The organism is Streptomyces mutomycini, assembly GCF_001700505.1.
In the GTDB taxonomy this organism is placed as follows: Bacteria; Actinomycetota; Actinomycetes; order Streptomycetales; family Streptomycetaceae; genus Streptomyces; species Streptomyces mutomycini.
On the sequence record NZ_MAPV01000045.1, the window covers coordinates 21,586 to 37,252 of the forward strand.

Sequence of the window (15,667 nt, forward strand, 5' to 3'; positions counted from 1 at the left end):
AGCATCTGTGCTCGAAAGGCTGTCGGGGGACGTACACACAGGGGCACTTCGGGGGGAGACCGGTGACGGGGTTCGTGTTTCTCCGTGCGCGCGGACACCGGTCGCTGCTCACAGCCGCACTGCTCGCCGTCCTGCTGACCACCGCCGTACTGGCCACCCTCGCCGCCTTCGCAGGCTCCGTCGGGGACGCCGGGCTGCGCCACGCTCTGCAGACCCGGGACGCGGCTGCCGCCTCGCTGGTCATCACCGCGGAGGGCCCCGGCACGGACCGTGCCGAGGCCCTGCGGGCCGCCCGGCGCGGGGCGGAGCAGTCCTTCGACGGACTTCCGGTGACTCTGCGGCAGTTCGACCACTCGGGTCCGTACGCGCTGCCGCGGGGTCTGCAGCCACCGGCAGCCCGCGAGGGCGAACCGGATCTCACCGAGCTCGCCGTGGCCGACCGTTCACGGGTCCGCCTGTCGAAGGGCGACTGGCCCGCGGCAGGACCCGGTGACGTGATCGGGGTCGCCGTGCCCGAGGCCGCCGCGAAGCAGCTGAAGCTCGTCCCGGGTCCGCGGGTGCTTACCCTCACCGACCGGCTCGGTGGTCCCGCGGTGCGGATACGCGTCACCGGCACCTACCGGCCGGCCGACCGGAACGATCCGTACTGGCAGCTGGACGAGCTGGGCGGGCGCGGTGTGCGCAAGGACTCGTTCACGACGTACGGGCCGTTGCTCACCGACACCGCGGCCTTCGGATCAGGCCGTATCACCCAGGACGGTCCGTCGTGGCTGGCGACCGCTGACTTCAGCTCGTTCGGCGCCGACCGGATCGGCCCTCTGCGCACCGCCGCGGAGAACAGCCAGGCGTTCCTCGCCGCACAGCCCGGGCTGAAGGGCGGCGTCATGGCCCGCACCTCGCTGCCCGATGTCCTCGGCCAGCTGGAACGGGCGCTGCTGGTGTCCAGAGCGACGCTGCTGATCGTCTCGTTGCAACTGGTGCTGCTCGCGGCGTACGCGCTGCTGCTGGTGGCCCGGCTGCTGAGCACGGAACGCGCGGGCGAGACCCAGGTGCTGCTGGCCCGCGGCGCGTCGCGTGGCCGTCTCGCCGCGCTCTCCGCCATGGAGGCGCTGCTGCTCGCCCTGCCTGCCGCCGTGTGCGCACCGCTGCTCGCCGGTCCGCTCACCCGGCTGCTGGCCGGGCAGGGACCGCTGGCCAGGATCGGGCTGCACATCGACACCGGCCCGACCGCGGAGGTCTGGCTGGTCGGCGCGGCGGCGGCGCTGGCCTGTGCCGCCGCCGTGGTGGCCCCGGCGCTCACCGCGGCCACGGCGGTACGCGGCCGCGCCCGTGCACTGCCCGCCCCGCTGCGGGCCGGCGCCGATGTCGGACTCCTCGTCGTCGCCGCGGTCGCGTTCTGGCAGCTGGACCGGCGCACTTCGGGCAGCGGTGCGCTCAGCGGTGACCGCGAGGGGCAGTTGGGCATCGATCCGCTCCTCGTCGTGGCGCCCGCGCTGGCGCTGCTGGCCGGGACCGTACTCACCCTGCGGCTCCTGCCGCCGGCCGCGAAGCTCGCCGAGCGGCGCGCGGCCGCGGGCCGGGGTCTGACCGCCTCGCTCGTCGGCTGGCAGCTCAGCCGCAGACCACTGCGCGGGGCGGGTCCGGTGCTGCTGCTGGTGCTCGCGGTCGCGATGGGCATGCTGGCGATCGGCCAGGGCGCGTCCTGGGACCGCTCGCAGGACGACCAGGCGGACTTCCGTGCCGGTGCCCCGGTACGCGTACTGGGCAGCGGCACCGTCCAGTTCGGACAGGGCGGGGTGTACGACGGTATGCCGGGCGTACGGGCAGCGGTGCCGGCCGCCCGCACCGGTCTCGGTCTCTCGGGCGGACGTCAGGCCACCGTACTGGCGCTCGACACCCAACTCGCGGGCACGGAACTGCAGCTGAGGGACGATCTGGCGGACGCCGGCCCCGAGGGGCTGCTGAAGGCCCTGCGCCCGCAGAGGGCCGCGCGCACCGGCGTGCCGCTGCCCGACGACACCGCGCGTCTCGTTCTCGATGTCACCCTCCGCGCCGCCGAGGACGGCCCGTACAACGAAGCGGGCACGATGATCACCCTTACGTTCGAGGACCGCTACGGAGTGCCGTACCGGCTTCAGCCGGACACAGTTGAGCCGGACGGCAAGCCGCACGCGATGACCGTGGACCTCGCCGGGGCGGCCGACGCCCCGGCGGGGAGGCCGGCGGGTCCGCTCGCGCTGACCGCGTTGGAATTCGACGAGGTGGGCTACCCGGACCGGATCGCGTCCAAGCGGCTCACGATCGGGGGGATGCGCTCGATCACCGCCGATGGCGCCACCCGGGTGGTCACCGCGGCGAAGGGGCTCGCCTGGGAGGCGAGGACAACGGTGAGCGCCGAGCCCGATCCGGGCAAGAAGGAGCTTCCGCCCGCGATCACCGCCGTGGGCTCATCGGTCCGGACGCCGCTCGACCTCTCCTACCACACGGGCAGAGCGGTGTTCGACGAGGAGTGGGGTGCCGAGCGCACGGTCGGGGTCCGGGTCGCGGCCCGGCGTGCCGAAGCCGCCCTGCCGGCCGCACTGGCCACCGATCGGTTCCTCGAGTCCAGCGCCGCGAAGCCCGGCTCCGTGATCGAGGTCCCGATGCCCGGCGGCCCCGTCAAGGTGAAGATCGCGGGAGTCCTCCGTGGCATCCCGACCACCGGGCCCGGTGCGGGAGGCCCCGGTCCGGCCGCCACCCCCGCGACCGACGGCGGCGCGCTGCTGCTCGACCTGCGGGCCGTCAACCGGGTGCTCGCCGCCCGTCCCGACTCGGCGCTTCCGCCCACCGAATGGTGGCTGTTCACCGAGCCCGGCACGGGGGACCGGGTCGCGACCGCCCTGCGGGACAGGGCCGAGATCGACCCGACGCAGATCCAGGTGCGCGACGAGATCGCCGAGGACCTGCACGACGACCCGCTGGGCGCGGGCCCGCAGTCGGTGCTGCTCGCGGTGGCTCTCGCCGCCGCGGCGCTGGCCGCGGTCGGCTTCGCGGTGAGCACGGTGGGAGCCCTGCGGGAACGCTCGGCCGAGTTCGCGGTGCTCCGGGCGCTCGGTGCCCCGAGGCGCCGGCCGGCCCGGCTGCTCGCCGCCGAGCAGTCGCTGCTGATCGGGCTCGCGCTGCTGATCGGGCTCGCCCTCGGCGCGGTGCTCACCCGTGCCGTCGTACCGCTGATCGTGCTGACCGGACAGGCCACACAGCCCGTTCCGGGTGTGCTGGTGGAGCTGCCGGCCGGCCGCGTCGCCTTGCTGGTCGCGGGAGTTGCCACCGCGCCCGTCCTCATCGTGGCGGCGCTGGCACTGCGCCGCGGCGATCCCGCGACGGCGCTGCGCGTCCAGGGAGGCGAGTGACATGAAGGCCGCCGCCCCCTGGGTACGCACCCGGCTGCGTACAGCGCCCGGGCCCGCCGTCGCGCTGCTGCTGCTCGTCCTGGTCACCTCGTTCCTCGCCGCGGCCTTCCCGCGCGCGGTGGACACGTACGAAGGCCAGGGCCTGCGCCACGAGATGAGCAGCGCCTCGCCGGAGCGAAGCGCCATCCAGCTGACCGACGAGCCGATGCGGTACGAGGACAGCGGCCCGGGCGACTGGGCCGACTCTCTGCAGTCCCGTCGGCTGGCCGGGCACCACCGCGAGATTCTGGCCGCCCTGCCGAAACCGCTGCGCGCCGACACCGGACAGTCCGCCTATGGAGCACGCATCCTCGAGCCAGTGGCGGCCACCGACGAATGGTTGCCTCAACTGGACGGCGGAGGAACGGTGTTCACGCTCGTCGCCCAAGCCGGAATGGCCGAGCACTCCACCCTGGCCTCGGGGCGGCTGCCCGGAGCCACCGCGGACTCCGCCACCCCGGCAGCCGACGCCGTGGAGGCGGCGGTCACCTCCGCCACCGCCGCATCCCTGCACATCAAGGCCGGTTCGACCATTCATGTGCCGCGTCCCGGCGGCGCGCCCCTCGCCGTTCACGTCACCGGCATCGTCGAACCTCTGCGGCCGGACCTGAGCTACTGGTCCGTCGAACCCGTCCTGCGCACGCCGACGCGGCTCTACACGGCGCAGACCATTCCTCAGCCGTACTGGCACGGCGCACTTCTGCTGGCCCCCGAAGCGGCACCGGTACTGCTGTCGGTGACCCCGGAGACCGAGGCATACTGGCGTATCGCCCCCGACCCGGCCGGGGTCGGCATTGCTGATGTGCCCCGGATCACCCGAGCGATCGCCTCCCTCGAACACGGCCCGCTGCAGAGCGCGTTGCGCACCACGGTCTCGCCCCAGCTGCAGACCGAGTCCGGCCTGGACGGCGTCCTCATCGACTTCGACGTCATCGGCTCCGCCATCGGCCCGGTGGTCGCGGTCGCGGCCTTCGGCGTCGGCAGCATCGCGGGTGTCGTCCTGCTGATGGCCGGCGGTCTGGCCGCCGCGCGCAGGCACGCCGAGCTGTCCCTGCTGCGCTCGCGCGGCGCTTCGGTCCGCGGTATCGCGGGGCGGCTGCTCGCCGAGGCCGCCGTTCCCGTTCTGCCCGCCGCGGCCGTCGGCTGCGCTCTCGCGCTCGTCATCGTTCCCGAGGGCCAGATGCTGCCGCCGCTGCTGGCCTCGGCGGCGGTCGCCCTGGTCGCCTGTGCCGCGCTGCCGCTGAGGGCCGCGTTCCTGCACCGGCGGCCTAGGCTGCACGGAGAAAGGGACGACGTCGTACGGGCCAGACCGTCGCGCCGCCGGACCGTGGCCGAACTGACGCTGCTGGTGCTGACCGTGGCAGCGGTCGCCGCACTGCGCCGCCGGGGTACCTCGGACGGTGACGTGGACGAACTGGTCAGCGCCGCGCCGGTGCTGGTCAGTGTGATCGCCGCGCTGGTGCTCGTACGGCTCTACCCGCTGCCACTGCGGCTCGCGGCGCTGCCGATCGTACGACGGCGTGGTGCGATCGGCTTCCTGTCACTGGCCCGTGCCGGCCGTGCTCCCTCCGCCACCGCGCTTCCACTGCTGGCGCTGCTCGTGGCCCTGACGACGGCGGCGTTCGGCGGCTCGGTACTCGCCGGTGTCGCCGACGCCCGTGACCGGGCGTCCCTGGTCGCGGTCGGCGCCGATGCCCGGATCGATTCGGCCGAGGCGCTGCCGGACGCGCTGGCCGGGAAGATACGGAAGGTGGCAGGGGTGCGCGATGTCGTGCCCGTCCGCAGCGAGTACGACCTGGACCTGCGGGACGCCCGCACCGAGAGCGTCACGCTGCTCGCCGTCGACCCCGACTCGTACGCGCGTCTCGCCCACCGCACCGGCCTCGGCGCCTTCCGGGCCGACGAGCTGCGGAAGTCCTCCGGAGTGCTGCCCGCCCTCGCCTCCCCCGCCGTCGCCGAGCGGCTGCGCGGCCGGACGACCGCGATCGGACCGGCGGGCGGCCTGTTCACGGTCCGCGTGGACGTCGTGCGCAGCGCCACTCCTGCCGTGGCCGAAGGAGACTTCCTGGTGGTCGACGCGGGGGGCCTGCCGGGCAGCCGCCCCGCCACCACGCTGCTGATCTCCGGCCCTTCGGCGGACGGCGCCGGTCTCGAGGCAGCCGCCCGCACGGCCGGCTCCGCCGCCGCCGTGACGACCCGTTCCGCCGTACGCGACGGCTTCACGGAGTCACCCGTGCAGAGCGGCGCCGAACGGATCTACCTGGTGGCCGCAGTCGCAGGCGCCGGATACGCCGTTCTCGCGCTGGTGCTCTCACTGCTTCAGACCGCCCCCGAGCGGTCCGCGCTGCTGGGCCGGCTGCGCACCATGGGCCTGACCCGCCGTCAGGGGCGCCGTCTGCTGATCCTGGAGAACCTCCCGCAGGCGCTGCTGGCCGCCGTGGGTGGTGCGCTGGTCGGCTGGGCGGCGATCCGGCTGCTGGCCCCCGGAATCGATCTCGGCCGCCTCGCCCTGGCCACGCAGGGAGGCTTCACCTCGCTGGGCCCGGTACAGCTGCGTGCCGACCCGGTGAGTCTGCTGCTGCCCGCGCTCGCCGTGGTGGTGATCGCGTCGGCTGTGGCCGCGGCGCAGGCCCGGGTGGCCACCCGGCGTACGACAACGACCGAACTCAGGGCAGGAGACACGCGATGACCGAGTCCTCCACCGGGATCACCCTCGGCGAGCTGGAGCGCCGGGCCGCGGCCCGGCGCGACCGGCCCGAGTACGGCCACGACGCGCTGATCACCTGCGATCGTCTGGTCCGTATCTTCTCGGCGGACGGAGTCGAGGTACAGGCGCTGCAGGGGCTCGATCTGCTGGTGCGCGAGGGCGAGCTGATGGCACTTGTCGGTGCGTCCGGCAGCGGGAAGTCGACCCTGATGAACATTCTGGCGGGCCTGGACGAACCGACGGCGGGCGCTGCGAAGGTGGCCGGCTGCGATCTGCTGACCATGGGGGCGAAGGACCGGCTGCGCTACCGGCGCGAGGTGGTGGGCTTCGTCTGGCAGCAGACGGCGCGCAACCTGCTGCCGTATCTGAGCGCCGCGCAGAACGTGACGCTGCCGATGCAGTTGCGCGGCCGTACGAAGAAGAAGGCCGAGCGGGCCGAGTCGCTGCTCTCCCTGCTGGACGTCTCCGACTGCCGCGACCGCCGCCCGCACCAGATGTCCGGCGGCCAGCAGCAGCGCGTCGCCATCGCGGTGGCGCTGGCGAACGAGCCGTCGGTGCTGCTCGCCGACGAGCCGACGGGCGAGCTGGACTCCCGGACGGCCGAGCAGGTCTTCGCCGCGCTGCGTACGGCGAACGAGGAACTCGGCACGACGACCCTCATCGTCACCCACGACCAGTCGGTGGCCGACGAGGTCCGCCGCACGGTGGCCATCCGCGACGGCCGCACCTCCACGGAAACCCTGAAGCGTACGGAGATCGACGCCGCGACGGGCCAGGAATCGGTGGTGGCCAGGGAGTACGCGATGCTGGACCGCGCGGGCCGCCTCCAGCTGCCCGCGGACTACACCGACGCCCTCGGCATGCGTGACAGGGTGATGCTGGAGCTGGAACCCGACCACATAGGAATCTGGCCGGACGACGAGACGGGGCGCCTGCCTCCGCATTCCGGCTGAGGGCGGCGAGCCTACCGGGCGGCCGCTTCGGCGGCTTCCCGCCCCCAGTGAGCCGGCAGGGCGGGGCCGGCCGGCGAAGCAAGCGGGTTCTGCTGGCTACTGCGAGTGACAATCGGTGACTTCCGCACTCAGCGGACGGCAGCAGCATCACGGCGGTCAGGCCGCTGGGCGACGAAGACCAACTCCTTGCCCGGACGGTCGGGTGCGTCCCGGACCTCCTCCAGCACGAATCCCTGCGCGATCAGGTCCGTCTCGATCTCCTGGCGCTCCCGGAACCTCAGGGTCGAATCGGACGTGAACCGCTGCCCGTCCGCGGCGAACACGTAGTTCCAGCGAAAGGTCACCAGGGGTCCGCCCACCTCGACCAGATCGACCCAGCTCTCGACCCCGCCGACGCCCGGGATCTCCGTGACCCTGTGCGACGCGGCGCGGTTCCACGTCTCCCAGGCCCGCCCGGCCGGGTCGCGGGTCTCGAATACGAGTCGCCCGCCGGGTCGCAGAGCTTCGTAAGCCCCCTCGAGCGTCCGCCGCCACGTACGCGGAGCGGCGATCTCCTGGGCGACGTTCGCCGTCATGGTGACGAGGTCGACCCGCAGGGGTGGAAGAGCTGTCGCGTCCCCGCAGATCCAGCGGACCCGATCACTGCCCGGCTTGCCGCGGGCCACCTCGATGGAGGCCTGCGCGGGATCGACGCCGACGACCTCGATTCCGCGATCGGCCAGGAGGAGTGCGAAGACGCCGGTGCCGCAGCCGATGTCCAGCACGTGCCTCGCGTCGAGTCGCCGGGCGATGTCCAGGTAGGCGTGAAGGTCGCCGCGGTCCGGATCGAGCGGGTCGTAGATCGCTGCCAGTCGCGGGTGCTCGAAGATCTCGTCAGCCATGAGTTCGAAGGTATAGCTGATCGGCGGTCGACCGCTGCTCCGAATTTTTTTGCATAAAACTGCAGGCTTGCGTATAGTCATGCCATCGATGAGGAGGAATTCCGATGGTGGTACGTGCGGCAGTGGCTGGGGCGAGTGGATACGCCGGCGGGGAACTGCTCCGTCTGCTCCTCACTCACCCCGAGGTCGAGATCGGGGCCCTCACCGCCCACTCCAACGCCGGAGAGCGGCTCGGCGCACTGCAGCCGCACCTGAGGCCGCTCGCGGACCGCGTGCTCCAGCCGACCACGGCCGAGGTGCTCGGCGGGCACGACGTCGTCTTTCTGGCTCTCCCGCACGGGCAGTCCGCCGCTGTTGCCGAACAGCTCGGCGACGAGGTGCTCGTGGTCGACATGGGCGCCGACTTCCGGCTCGAAGACCCCGCCGACTGGGAGAAGTTCTACGGATCGCCGCACGCCGGCACCTGGCCCTACGGCCTGCCCGAACTGCCCGGGGCCCGTGCCGCACTGGCGGGGACCAAGCGCATCGCCGTCCCCGGCTGCTACCCGACGGCCGTCTCCCTCGCTCTCTTCCCGGCGTACGGGGCCGGCCTCGCCGAGCCCGAGGCCGTCGTCGTCGCCGCGTCCGGGACCTCCGGCGCGGGCAAGGCGGCCAAGCCGCATCTGCTCGGCTCCGAGGTCATGGGCAACATGACCCCGTACGGCGTCGGCGGCGTCCACCGGCACACGCCCGAGATGATCCAGAACCTCGGTGCCGCGGCAGGCGAGCCGGTCACCGTGTCGTTCACGCCGACCCTCGCACCCATGCCCCGCGGCATCCTCGCCACCTGCAGCGCCAGGGCGAAGCCCGGGGTGAGCGCCGAGTCGCTCCGTGCGGCGTACGAGAAGGCCTTCGCCGACGAGCCGTTCGTCGACCTGCTGCCCGAGGGGCAGTGGCCCGCCACCGCGGCCGTGTACGGGTCCAACGCCGTGCAGATCCAGGTCGTCCATGACGAGGCGGCCGGCCGGATCGTCGTGATCAGTGCCATCGACAACCTCGCCAAGGGCACCGCCGGAGGCGCCCTGCAGAGCATGAACATCGCTCTCGGGATTCCCGAGGACACGGGTCTTTCCACGATCGGCGTCGCCCCGTGAGCGACGCACACGCAGTCGCCGGGCTGCGGGCCACGAACAACGCCGTGCGGCAGGGCCGCGCGTGCGGAGAAACGAACGAGGAGATGCAGTGAGCGTCACGGCAGCCAAGGGATTCACGGCGGCGGGCATCGCCGCCGGGATCAAGGAGAGCGGCGGACCGGACCTGGCCCTCGTGGTCAACGACGGGCCCCGCCGCGCCGCCGCGGGCGTCTTCACCTCCAACCGCGTCAAGGCCGCACCCGTCCTCTGGTCGGAACAGGTGCTCAGGGGCGGAGAAGTGACCGCCGTCGTCCTCAACTCCGGTGGCGCCAACGCCTGTACGGGCCCGCAGGGCTTCCAGGACACCCACGCCACCGCCGAGAAGGCCGCCGAGGTCCTCGCCGGACACAGCGCGGGCGAGATCGCGGTCGCGTCGACCGGACTCATCGGTCTGACGCTCCCGATGGACAGGCTTCTGCCCGGTATCGAGAAGGCGGCCGCCGCCCTCAGCGAGCACGGCGGCGAGAAGGCCGCCATCGCCATCAAGACCACGGACACGGTCCACAAGACCGCCGTCGCGGGCGGAGAGGGCTGGACCGTCGGCGGCATGGCCAAGGGCGCGGGCATGCTCGCCCCCGGACTGGCCACCATGCTCGTCGTCCTCACCACCGACGCCGACGTGGAAGCGCCCGCGCTCGACACCGCGCTGCGAGCCGCCACCCGCACCACCTTCGACCGGGTCGACTCCGACGGCTGCATGTCGACGAACGACACCGTGCTGCTGCTCGCCTCCGGGGCGAGCGGAATCACCCCCGGCCGGGCCGAGTTCGACCAGGCCGTGCAGAGCGTCTGCGCCGATCTCGCCCGGCAGCTGATCGGCGACGCCGAGGGCGCGTCCAAGGACATCCGTATCGAGGTGATCAACGCGGCCACCGAGGACGACGCCGTCGAGGTGGGCCGCAGTATCGCCCGCAACAACCTCCTCAAGTGCGCCATCCACGGCGAGGACCCCAACTGGGGCCGCGTCCTCTCCGCGATCGGCACCACGAAGGCAGCCTTCGAGCCCGACCGGCTGAACGTCGCCATCAACGACGTCTGGGTGTGCAGGAAGGGCAGCGTCGGCGAGGACCGCGACCTGGTGGACATGCGCTACCGGGAGGTCAGGATCACCGCGGACCTCGCGGCGGGCGACGAGTCCGCCGTTATCTGGGCCAACGACCTGACCGCCGAGTACGTCCACGAGAACAGCGCGTACAGCTCGTGAGCGCCGCGAGGAAGCACACCGCGCTGCCCAAGGCGCAGATCCTCATCGAGGCGCTGCCCTGGCTCACCCGGCACAACGGCAAGACCGTCGTCATCAAGTTCGGCGGCAACGCCATGATCGACGACGACCTGAAGGCCGCCTTCGCCCAGGACGTCGTCTTCCTGCGGCACGCCGGCCTCAAGCCCGTCGTCGTGCACGGCGGCGGCCCGCAGATCAGCGCCCAGCTCGACAAGCAGGGCCTGGTCAGCGAGTTCAAGGCCGGACTGCGCGTCACCACGCCCGAGGCCATGGACGTCGTGCGCATGGTGCTGGCCGGGCAGGTCCAGCGTGAGCTCGTCGGGCTGCTCAACCAGCACGGCCCGCTCGCCGTCGGCATGACCGGCGAGGACGCCCACACGATCACCGCCACCCAGCACCGCCCGACGATCGACGGCGAGATCGTCGACATCGGCCGGGTCGGTGAGATCACCGCCATCGACACCGGAGCGATCCAGGCGCTGCTCGACGACGGCCGGATCCCGGTCATCTCCTCCATCGCCCGCTCCGCCGAGGACAACCACGTTTACAACGTCAACGCCGACACCGCGGCCGCCGCACTCGCCGCCGCGCTGAACGCCGAGACGCTCATGGTCCTCACCGACGTCGAGGGCCTCTACGAGGACTGGCCGAACAGCGACGACGTCATCAGCCGTCTCACCGCCACCGAGCTGGAGAAGCTGCTGCCGGACCTCTCCAGCGGCATGGTGCCCAAGATGCGGGGCTGCCTCCACGCCGTGCGCAACGGTGTCGAGACCGCCCGTGTCATCGACGGCCGGGTCCAGCACTCGATCCTGCTGGAGATCTTCACCGACGAGGGGATCGGCACGATGGTCGTGCCCGACGCGACCTCCGCCGCACGGACGGGAACAGAGGGGGAGTCATGAGCAACGAGGAGTTCGCACAGCGCTGGCAGGGTGCGCTGATGGACAACTACGGCACCCCGCAGCTGCCCCTGGTGCGCGGCGAGGGCGCCCGGGTGTGGGACGCGGACGGGGCCGAGTACCTCGACTTCGTGGGCGGCATCGCGGTCAACGCGCTCGGCCACGCCCACCCCGCGGTGGTGGAGGCCGTCTCCAAGCAGATCGCTTCCCTCGGCCATGTCTCCAACCTCTACACCGCCGAGCCCCCCATCGCGCTCGCCGAGCGGCTGCTGCAGCTCTTCGGGCGTACCGGCAGGGTCTTCTTCTGCAACTCCGGTGCCGAGGCCAACGAGGCGGCCTTCAAGATCGGCCGGCTGACCGGGCGTACGCACATGGTGGCCACCGACGGCGGCTTCCACGGCCGGACCATGGGCAGCCTCGCCCTGACCGGCCAGCCCGCCAAGCGCGACCCGTTCCTGCCGCTGCCCGGCGATGTCACGCATGTGCCCTACGGCGATGTCGAGGCGCTCCGGGCTGCGGTGACGACCGACACCGCGCTCCTGGTCATCGAGCCCATCCAGGGCGAGATCGGTGTCGTCGTACCGCCCAGGGGTTATCTGGATGCGGCCCGGGAGATCACGCGGGCCACCGGCACGCTGCTCGTCCTGGACGAGGTGCAGACCGGGATCGGCCGCTGCGGCCACTGGTTCGAGCACCAGGCCCACCAGGGTGTCGAGCCCGACGTGGTCACACTGGCCAAGGGGCTGGGCGGCGGACTGCCGATCGGCGCCGCCGTCGCCTTCGGTGCCGCGGCCGACCTCCTGAAGCCCGGTCAGCACGGCACGACGTTCGGCGGCAACCCCGTCGCCTGCGCCGCCGGTCTGGCCGTGCTGGACACCCTGGCCGCCGACGGCGCGCTGGACGAGGTGAAGCGGCTCGGCGAGCGGATCCGGGACGGCGTCGAGGGTCTCGGGCACCCGTTGGTCGCCCACGTCCGCGGCTCGGGACTGCTGCTGGGTATCGTGCTCACCGGGCCCCTCGCACCGAAGGTGCAGCAGTCGGCCCAGGGAGCCGGACTCCTGGTGAACGCGCCCGCCCCCGACGTCGTACGGCTCATGCCGCCGCTGATCATCGGTGACGCCGAGGTGGACGCGTTCCTGCGGATTCTTCCGGGAGCCCTCGACGCGGCTTACGGGGACGGACGATCCGGGGAGTGACGATCCGGAGAATGAGGCGACGACGATGACCGAGGCGCAGGACACCGAGCACGGCGGGCCGTCGGTGCCGCAGACCCGCACCGCACGCCACCGCAGGATCGTGGACATCCTGAACCGGCAACCGGTGCGCTCGCAGAGCCAGTTGGCACGGCTGCTGTCCGACGACGGGCTGAGCGTCACCCAGGCGACGCTCAGCCGGGACCTGGACGAGCTGGGTGCGGTGAAGATCCGCAACACCGGCGGCGAACTGATCTACGCGGTGCCCAGCGAGGGCGGTTTCCGCACCCCGCAGGCGCCGCTCGGAGGGTCCGCCAAGGAGGAGCGGATGCGCAGGCTCTCGGCCGAGCTGCTCATCTCGGCGGAGGCCTCGGCCAACCTCGTGGTGCTGCGCACGCCTCCCGGGGCCGCCCAGTTCCTCGCCTCGGCCATCGACCAGGCCGAACTCCAGGCGATCCTCGGGACGATCGCCGGGGACGACACGCTGATGCTCATCAGCCGTGACCCGAAGGGCGGCCAGGCGCTGGCCGACCACCTGCTGCGGCTGGCCCAGAACGACCGCTGAGCGGCCGTCAGTAGCGGGTGATCGCGGTCGGGCCGGACGCCGTCCCGACCGCGATGTGCGGACGGCGGACCGGGTCGGCCCAGCCCAGGATCCGGTCCATGGCGGCCGCGGGCACGGACACACAGCCGGCGGTCGCGCCCCTGCCGTCGACGTGGAGGAAGATCCCGGCGCCCCTGCCCCGTACCGGCCGGTGGTAGTTGAAGCCGATGACGAGCGCACGGGCGTACTGGGTGGCATAGGTGACGAGGTGTTCGGCCTCGTCGGCGCGGCAGTCGCCGGGCCGCGGATCCACCCAGCGGTTGTAGGCCCGCGACTCGTTGTCCTGGCACCACCACGCGCTCTCGCCGGCCCGGCGGTACGGGTACCGGGTCCCTGGCGGGGCGGCCTCGGTCCCGAAGGCGTACGGCAGGTCGTACAGCCCGGTGGGCGTGGTGTTCGTGCCCTGGATGCGGGTGGCGCCCTCCACCAGGCCGTTCGCCCCGAAGCGGGCGGGCGCCGAACCCGCCGCCACCCAGCCGCTCCCGCGCCGGTCCCACCAGGTGACCGTGCCCGTGACGGAGTCCGTGCCCGGCGCCTCGGCGGTGATCAGCTGGGTGCCGCCGCCCGTGTCGGCCAGCCGCTCCGGCAGGGGCGGGGGCTCGGCGGGGCGCGCGGCGAGCGATCCGGCCAGGGCGAGGAGTACCGACGCGGTCACCAGGAATCTGCGCATGCTCCGGACCGTACGGCGCGCGGCGGCCCGGCCCCACCGCGCCTGCTCCGTACGGCCCAGTGGTTCACCCCGCGGCCTGCGGGGGCATCGCGGGCAGCGGAAGAGGGAGTCCCGGCAGACCGTCGATGCTGGTGGCGATGGACTGCTTCTTCTCGAAGTACCGGCTCAGGCTCTCGTCGTCCTCGCGCCGGAAACGGTCGGAGTGCAGGGAGCGGTCCTCGTCGTACGACATGAAGGGCACCGCGTAACCGCAGCTGTCCCGGACCAGTTCGGCCGTCACCACGATGATCGCGCGCAGCCCGTGGGGGGCCGGGTCGATCCCGGGGAAGTGACCGAGCAGGCCGGGGAAGCGGGGGTCGTCACGGAAGACCGGCTCCCCGCGGCCGTGCACGCGGACGATCTTGGGCGGGCCCTGGAAGGCGCACCACATCAGCGTGATGCGCCCGTTCTCCCGGAGATGGGCGACGGTCTCGGCAGTGCTGCCGGCGAAGTCGAGGTAGGCCACGGTCTGTTCGTCCACGACGGCGAACGAACCGCGCACGCCCTTGGGGGAGAGGTTGACCGTGCCGTCGCCGTCGAGGGGCGCGGTCGCGGTGAAGAAGAGGGGCTGATCCTCGATAAAGGTCCTGAGCCGGCCGTCGATGCGCTCATAGGTTTTTCCCATGACGCCATTGTCGTACGCACCGCAGGCCATGGCCCGGGCATTTCACGGTCCGGGGTACGCGCCCCGGGCTCGGGCGCGCTCCTGTGCCTGCAGGAGCCTCAGTGCCGCGATGCGCGTGGGACGCGGCCGGTCCGGCATCAGCCGCGCGCGCAACAGGGCCGTGTCGAGCGTGGCGGCGTACGGCCGCAGGGCGCGGACGGTGGCACGGACGACGACGGCCGACGGATCGTCGAGCAGCGGACGTATCCGGTCCGGCCGAACGGCGTCGAGCGCGCACAGCGCCGACACCGCATGGGCGCGCACGGCGGGCAGCTGATGTGACGTCAGGGGCCACAGTGTCTCGACGTCCGTCCGTGAGCCGCACTCGCCGAGCCCGGCCACCGCGGCCGGGTGCCGCGTGGGATCGGCGCACATCGACCGGTACAGGGGGAGCGGGTCCGTGCCGCCCTGCCGGAGCACGTAACGGGCGCACGCCCGTACGAGTCCCGAGCGGTCGGCGAGGAAGGCGGCCGCCTCTCCGTGCCGTCCGGTCCGTCGCAGGCCGGTCACCCCGGCGGACCGGACCTGTGGTGACCGGGCAGCCAGGAGGGGTGCCACCACGGCGTCGTAGCCGTCGGCACCGGTCCCGGCGAGTGCGGCCTCGGCGCAGAGAACCTGGATGCGTACGTCCGCGGCGGTGGCCGCCCTGCGGGCGAGCTCCGCGGGCGTCAGCAGGTGGCGGTCGACCGCGATGCGGTGGGCGAACCGGCACACCGCGCGGTCCTCGTGGGTGAGCAGCGCCCCGACGTCCGGGCCGGGCCCGTCGCGCAGCACGCGTTCCAGCAGGCGCAGGGCGAAGCCGCCCCGGTCGCGTCGGGACAGGAGAAGGATGAGCGGGGCAGCCGGGGCGAGCTCCGGCCCGGTGGCGTCCGCGAGCACGGCGCGGGCCAGGTCGCGCACCTGCGCCGCCCAGTCGGCGCAGCGCACCACCACCAGGGGCAACAGCCCGGGTGCGTCGGTGGCCCTGCCCAGGGCCGCCTCGCGCACCCTGCCGTTGGGGTGGCACAGGGCCAGCGCGAGCCGGGACTCGGAGGCGGGGCCGAGCGGACCGCCAGGCAGTCCTCTCAGTTCGTTGCGTGTCGGCAGCCGGTTCGCGGGGTGGGCGGCCAGAATCCGTACCCCGGTGTCCAGCGCGAGCCAGGCCGCCGGGGAGGTGGTGTCCAGCGTCTCGCGCACCGGCAGCCCGAGAGCGAGGTGTCCGGCCGACTGCTGCCCGTCACTCATGAGGCCCC

The 15,667-nt window shown here is 72.8% G+C and carries 12 protein-coding genes; 8 read left to right on the forward strand and 4 right to left on the reverse strand.

Annotated elements, in window-relative coordinates; genetic code table 11:
• Positions 1 to 62: 62 nt before the first annotated feature.
• The 3 genes from BFF76_RS07355 to BFF76_RS07365 are packed head-to-tail and all read left to right on the forward strand — an operon-like array spanning position 63 to position 7,088.
• Positions 63 to 3,389: an FtsX-like permease family protein gene (locus BFF76_RS07355; protein WP_053930988.1), complete on the forward strand. Its 3,327-nt coding sequence runs from the start codon at positions 63 to 65 to the stop codon at positions 3,387 to 3,389.
• 1 nt (position 3,390) lies between these two features.
• Positions 3,391 to 6,117, forward strand: coding sequence for an ABC transporter permease (locus BFF76_RS07360; protein WP_065847686.1), 2,727 nt, complete (start codon positions 3,391 to 3,393; stop codon positions 6,115 to 6,117).
• Positions 6,114 to 7,088: an ABC transporter ATP-binding protein gene (locus BFF76_RS07365; protein ID WP_031097569.1), complete on the forward strand. Its 975-nt coding sequence runs from the start codon at positions 6,114 to 6,116 to the stop codon at positions 7,086 to 7,088. Before BFF76_RS07360 ends, BFF76_RS07365 begins: the two co-directional genes overlap by 4 nt.
• Before the next feature lie 128 nt (positions 7,089 to 7,216).
• Here BFF76_RS07365 and BFF76_RS07370 read toward each other — a convergent pair whose 3' ends face one another.
• On the reverse strand, positions 7,217 to 7,969 hold the full coding sequence (locus BFF76_RS07370) for a class I SAM-dependent methyltransferase (RefSeq protein WP_031097570.1): 753 nt from the start codon (positions 7,967 to 7,969) through the stop codon (positions 7,217 to 7,219).
• Between the two features lie 104 nt (positions 7,970 to 8,073).
• Between BFF76_RS07370 and argC the strand changes: the two genes are divergently transcribed.
• The 5 genes from argC to BFF76_RS07395 all read left to right on the forward strand — a co-directional run bounded on the left by argC (position 8,074) and on the right by BFF76_RS07395 (position 13,023).
• On the forward strand, positions 8,074 to 9,102 hold the full coding sequence (gene argC, locus BFF76_RS07375) for an N-acetyl-gamma-glutamyl-phosphate reductase (protein WP_031097573.1): 1,029 nt from the start codon (positions 8,074 to 8,076) through the stop codon (positions 9,100 to 9,102).
• Positions 9,103 to 9,190: 88 nt separating this feature from the next.
• Positions 9,191 to 10,345, forward strand: coding sequence for a bifunctional glutamate N-acetyltransferase/amino-acid acetyltransferase ArgJ (gene argJ, locus BFF76_RS07380; RefSeq protein WP_031097575.1), 1,155 nt, complete (start codon positions 9,191 to 9,193; stop codon positions 10,343 to 10,345).
• Positions 10,342 to 11,268, forward strand: coding sequence for an acetylglutamate kinase (gene argB / locus BFF76_RS07385; RefSeq protein WP_031097577.1), 927 nt, complete (start codon positions 10,342 to 10,344; stop codon positions 11,266 to 11,268). The genes argJ and argB overlap by 4 nt, the downstream gene beginning before the upstream one ends.
• Positions 11,265 to 12,461: an acetylornithine transaminase gene (locus tag BFF76_RS07390; RefSeq protein WP_053930991.1), complete on the forward strand. Its 1,197-nt coding sequence runs from the start codon at positions 11,265 to 11,267 to the stop codon at positions 12,459 to 12,461. The genes argB and BFF76_RS07390 overlap by 4 nt, the downstream gene beginning before the upstream one ends.
• 25 nt (positions 12,462 to 12,486) lie before the next feature.
• The gene (locus BFF76_RS07395) at positions 12,487 to 13,023 is read left to right on the forward strand and encodes an arginine repressor (RefSeq protein ID WP_031097583.1); all 537 of its coding nucleotides are present in this window, start codon (positions 12,487 to 12,489) and stop codon (positions 13,021 to 13,023) included.
• 7 nt (positions 13,024 to 13,030) lie between these two features.
• On the opposite strand, the gene BFF76_RS07400 is transcribed toward BFF76_RS07395, so the two are convergent.
• The 3 genes from BFF76_RS07400 to BFF76_RS07410 form a co-directional block, all read right to left on the reverse strand.
• The gene (locus tag BFF76_RS07400; protein ID WP_065847688.1) at positions 13,031 to 13,732 is read right to left on the reverse strand and encodes a L,D-transpeptidase family protein; all 702 of its coding nucleotides are present in this window, start codon (positions 13,730 to 13,732) and stop codon (positions 13,031 to 13,033) included.
• Positions 13,733 to 13,796: 64 nt separating this feature from the next.
• Complete coding sequence (locus tag BFF76_RS07405; RefSeq protein WP_065847694.1) at positions 13,797 to 14,396, reverse strand: pyridoxamine 5'-phosphate oxidase family protein; 600 nt, start codon at positions 14,394 to 14,396, stop codon at positions 13,797 to 13,799.
• A gap of 42 nt (positions 14,397 to 14,438) precedes the next feature.
• Positions 14,439 to 15,659 (reverse strand): hypothetical protein, encoded by a 1,221-nt coding sequence (locus tag BFF76_RS07410; RefSeq protein WP_065847690.1) that lies wholly within the window; start codon positions 15,657 to 15,659, stop codon positions 14,439 to 14,441.
• Positions 15,660 to 15,667: the final 8 nt, after the last annotated feature.

What these genes read in the sequence shown, in the direction of transcription:
- BFF76_RS07360 (WP_065847686.1), top strand. Translation starts at nt 3,391, where the DNA reads ATGAAGGCCGCCGCCCCCTGGGTACGCACCCGGCTGCGTACAGCGCCC.
- BFF76_RS07365 (WP_031097569.1), top strand. Translation starts at nt 6,114, where the DNA reads ATGACCGAGTCCTCCACCGGGATCACCCTCGGCGAGCTGGAGCGCCGG.
- BFF76_RS07370 (WP_031097570.1), bottom strand. Translation starts at nt 7,969, where the DNA reads ATGGCTGACGAGATCTTCGAGCACCCGCGACTGGCAGCGATCTACGAC.
- argC (WP_031097573.1), top strand. Translation starts at nt 8,074, where the DNA reads ATGGTGGTACGTGCGGCAGTGGCTGGGGCGAGTGGATACGCCGGCGGG.
- BFF76_RS07390 (WP_053930991.1), top strand. Translation starts at nt 11,265, where the DNA reads ATGAGCAACGAGGAGTTCGCACAGCGCTGGCAGGGTGCGCTGATGGAC.
- BFF76_RS07395 (WP_031097583.1), top strand. Translation starts at nt 12,487, where the DNA reads ATGACCGAGGCGCAGGACACCGAGCACGGCGGGCCGTCGGTGCCGCAG.
- BFF76_RS07400 (WP_065847688.1), bottom strand. Translation starts at nt 13,732, where the DNA reads ATGCGCAGATTCCTGGTGACCGCGTCGGTACTCCTCGCCCTGGCCGGA.
- BFF76_RS07405 (WP_065847694.1), bottom strand. Translation starts at nt 14,396, where the DNA reads ATGGGAAAAACCTATGAGCGCATCGACGGCCGGCTCAGGACCTTTATC.
- BFF76_RS07410 (WP_065847690.1), bottom strand. Translation starts at nt 15,659, where the DNA reads ATGAGTGACGGGCAGCAGTCGGCCGGACACCTCGCTCTCGGGCTGCCG.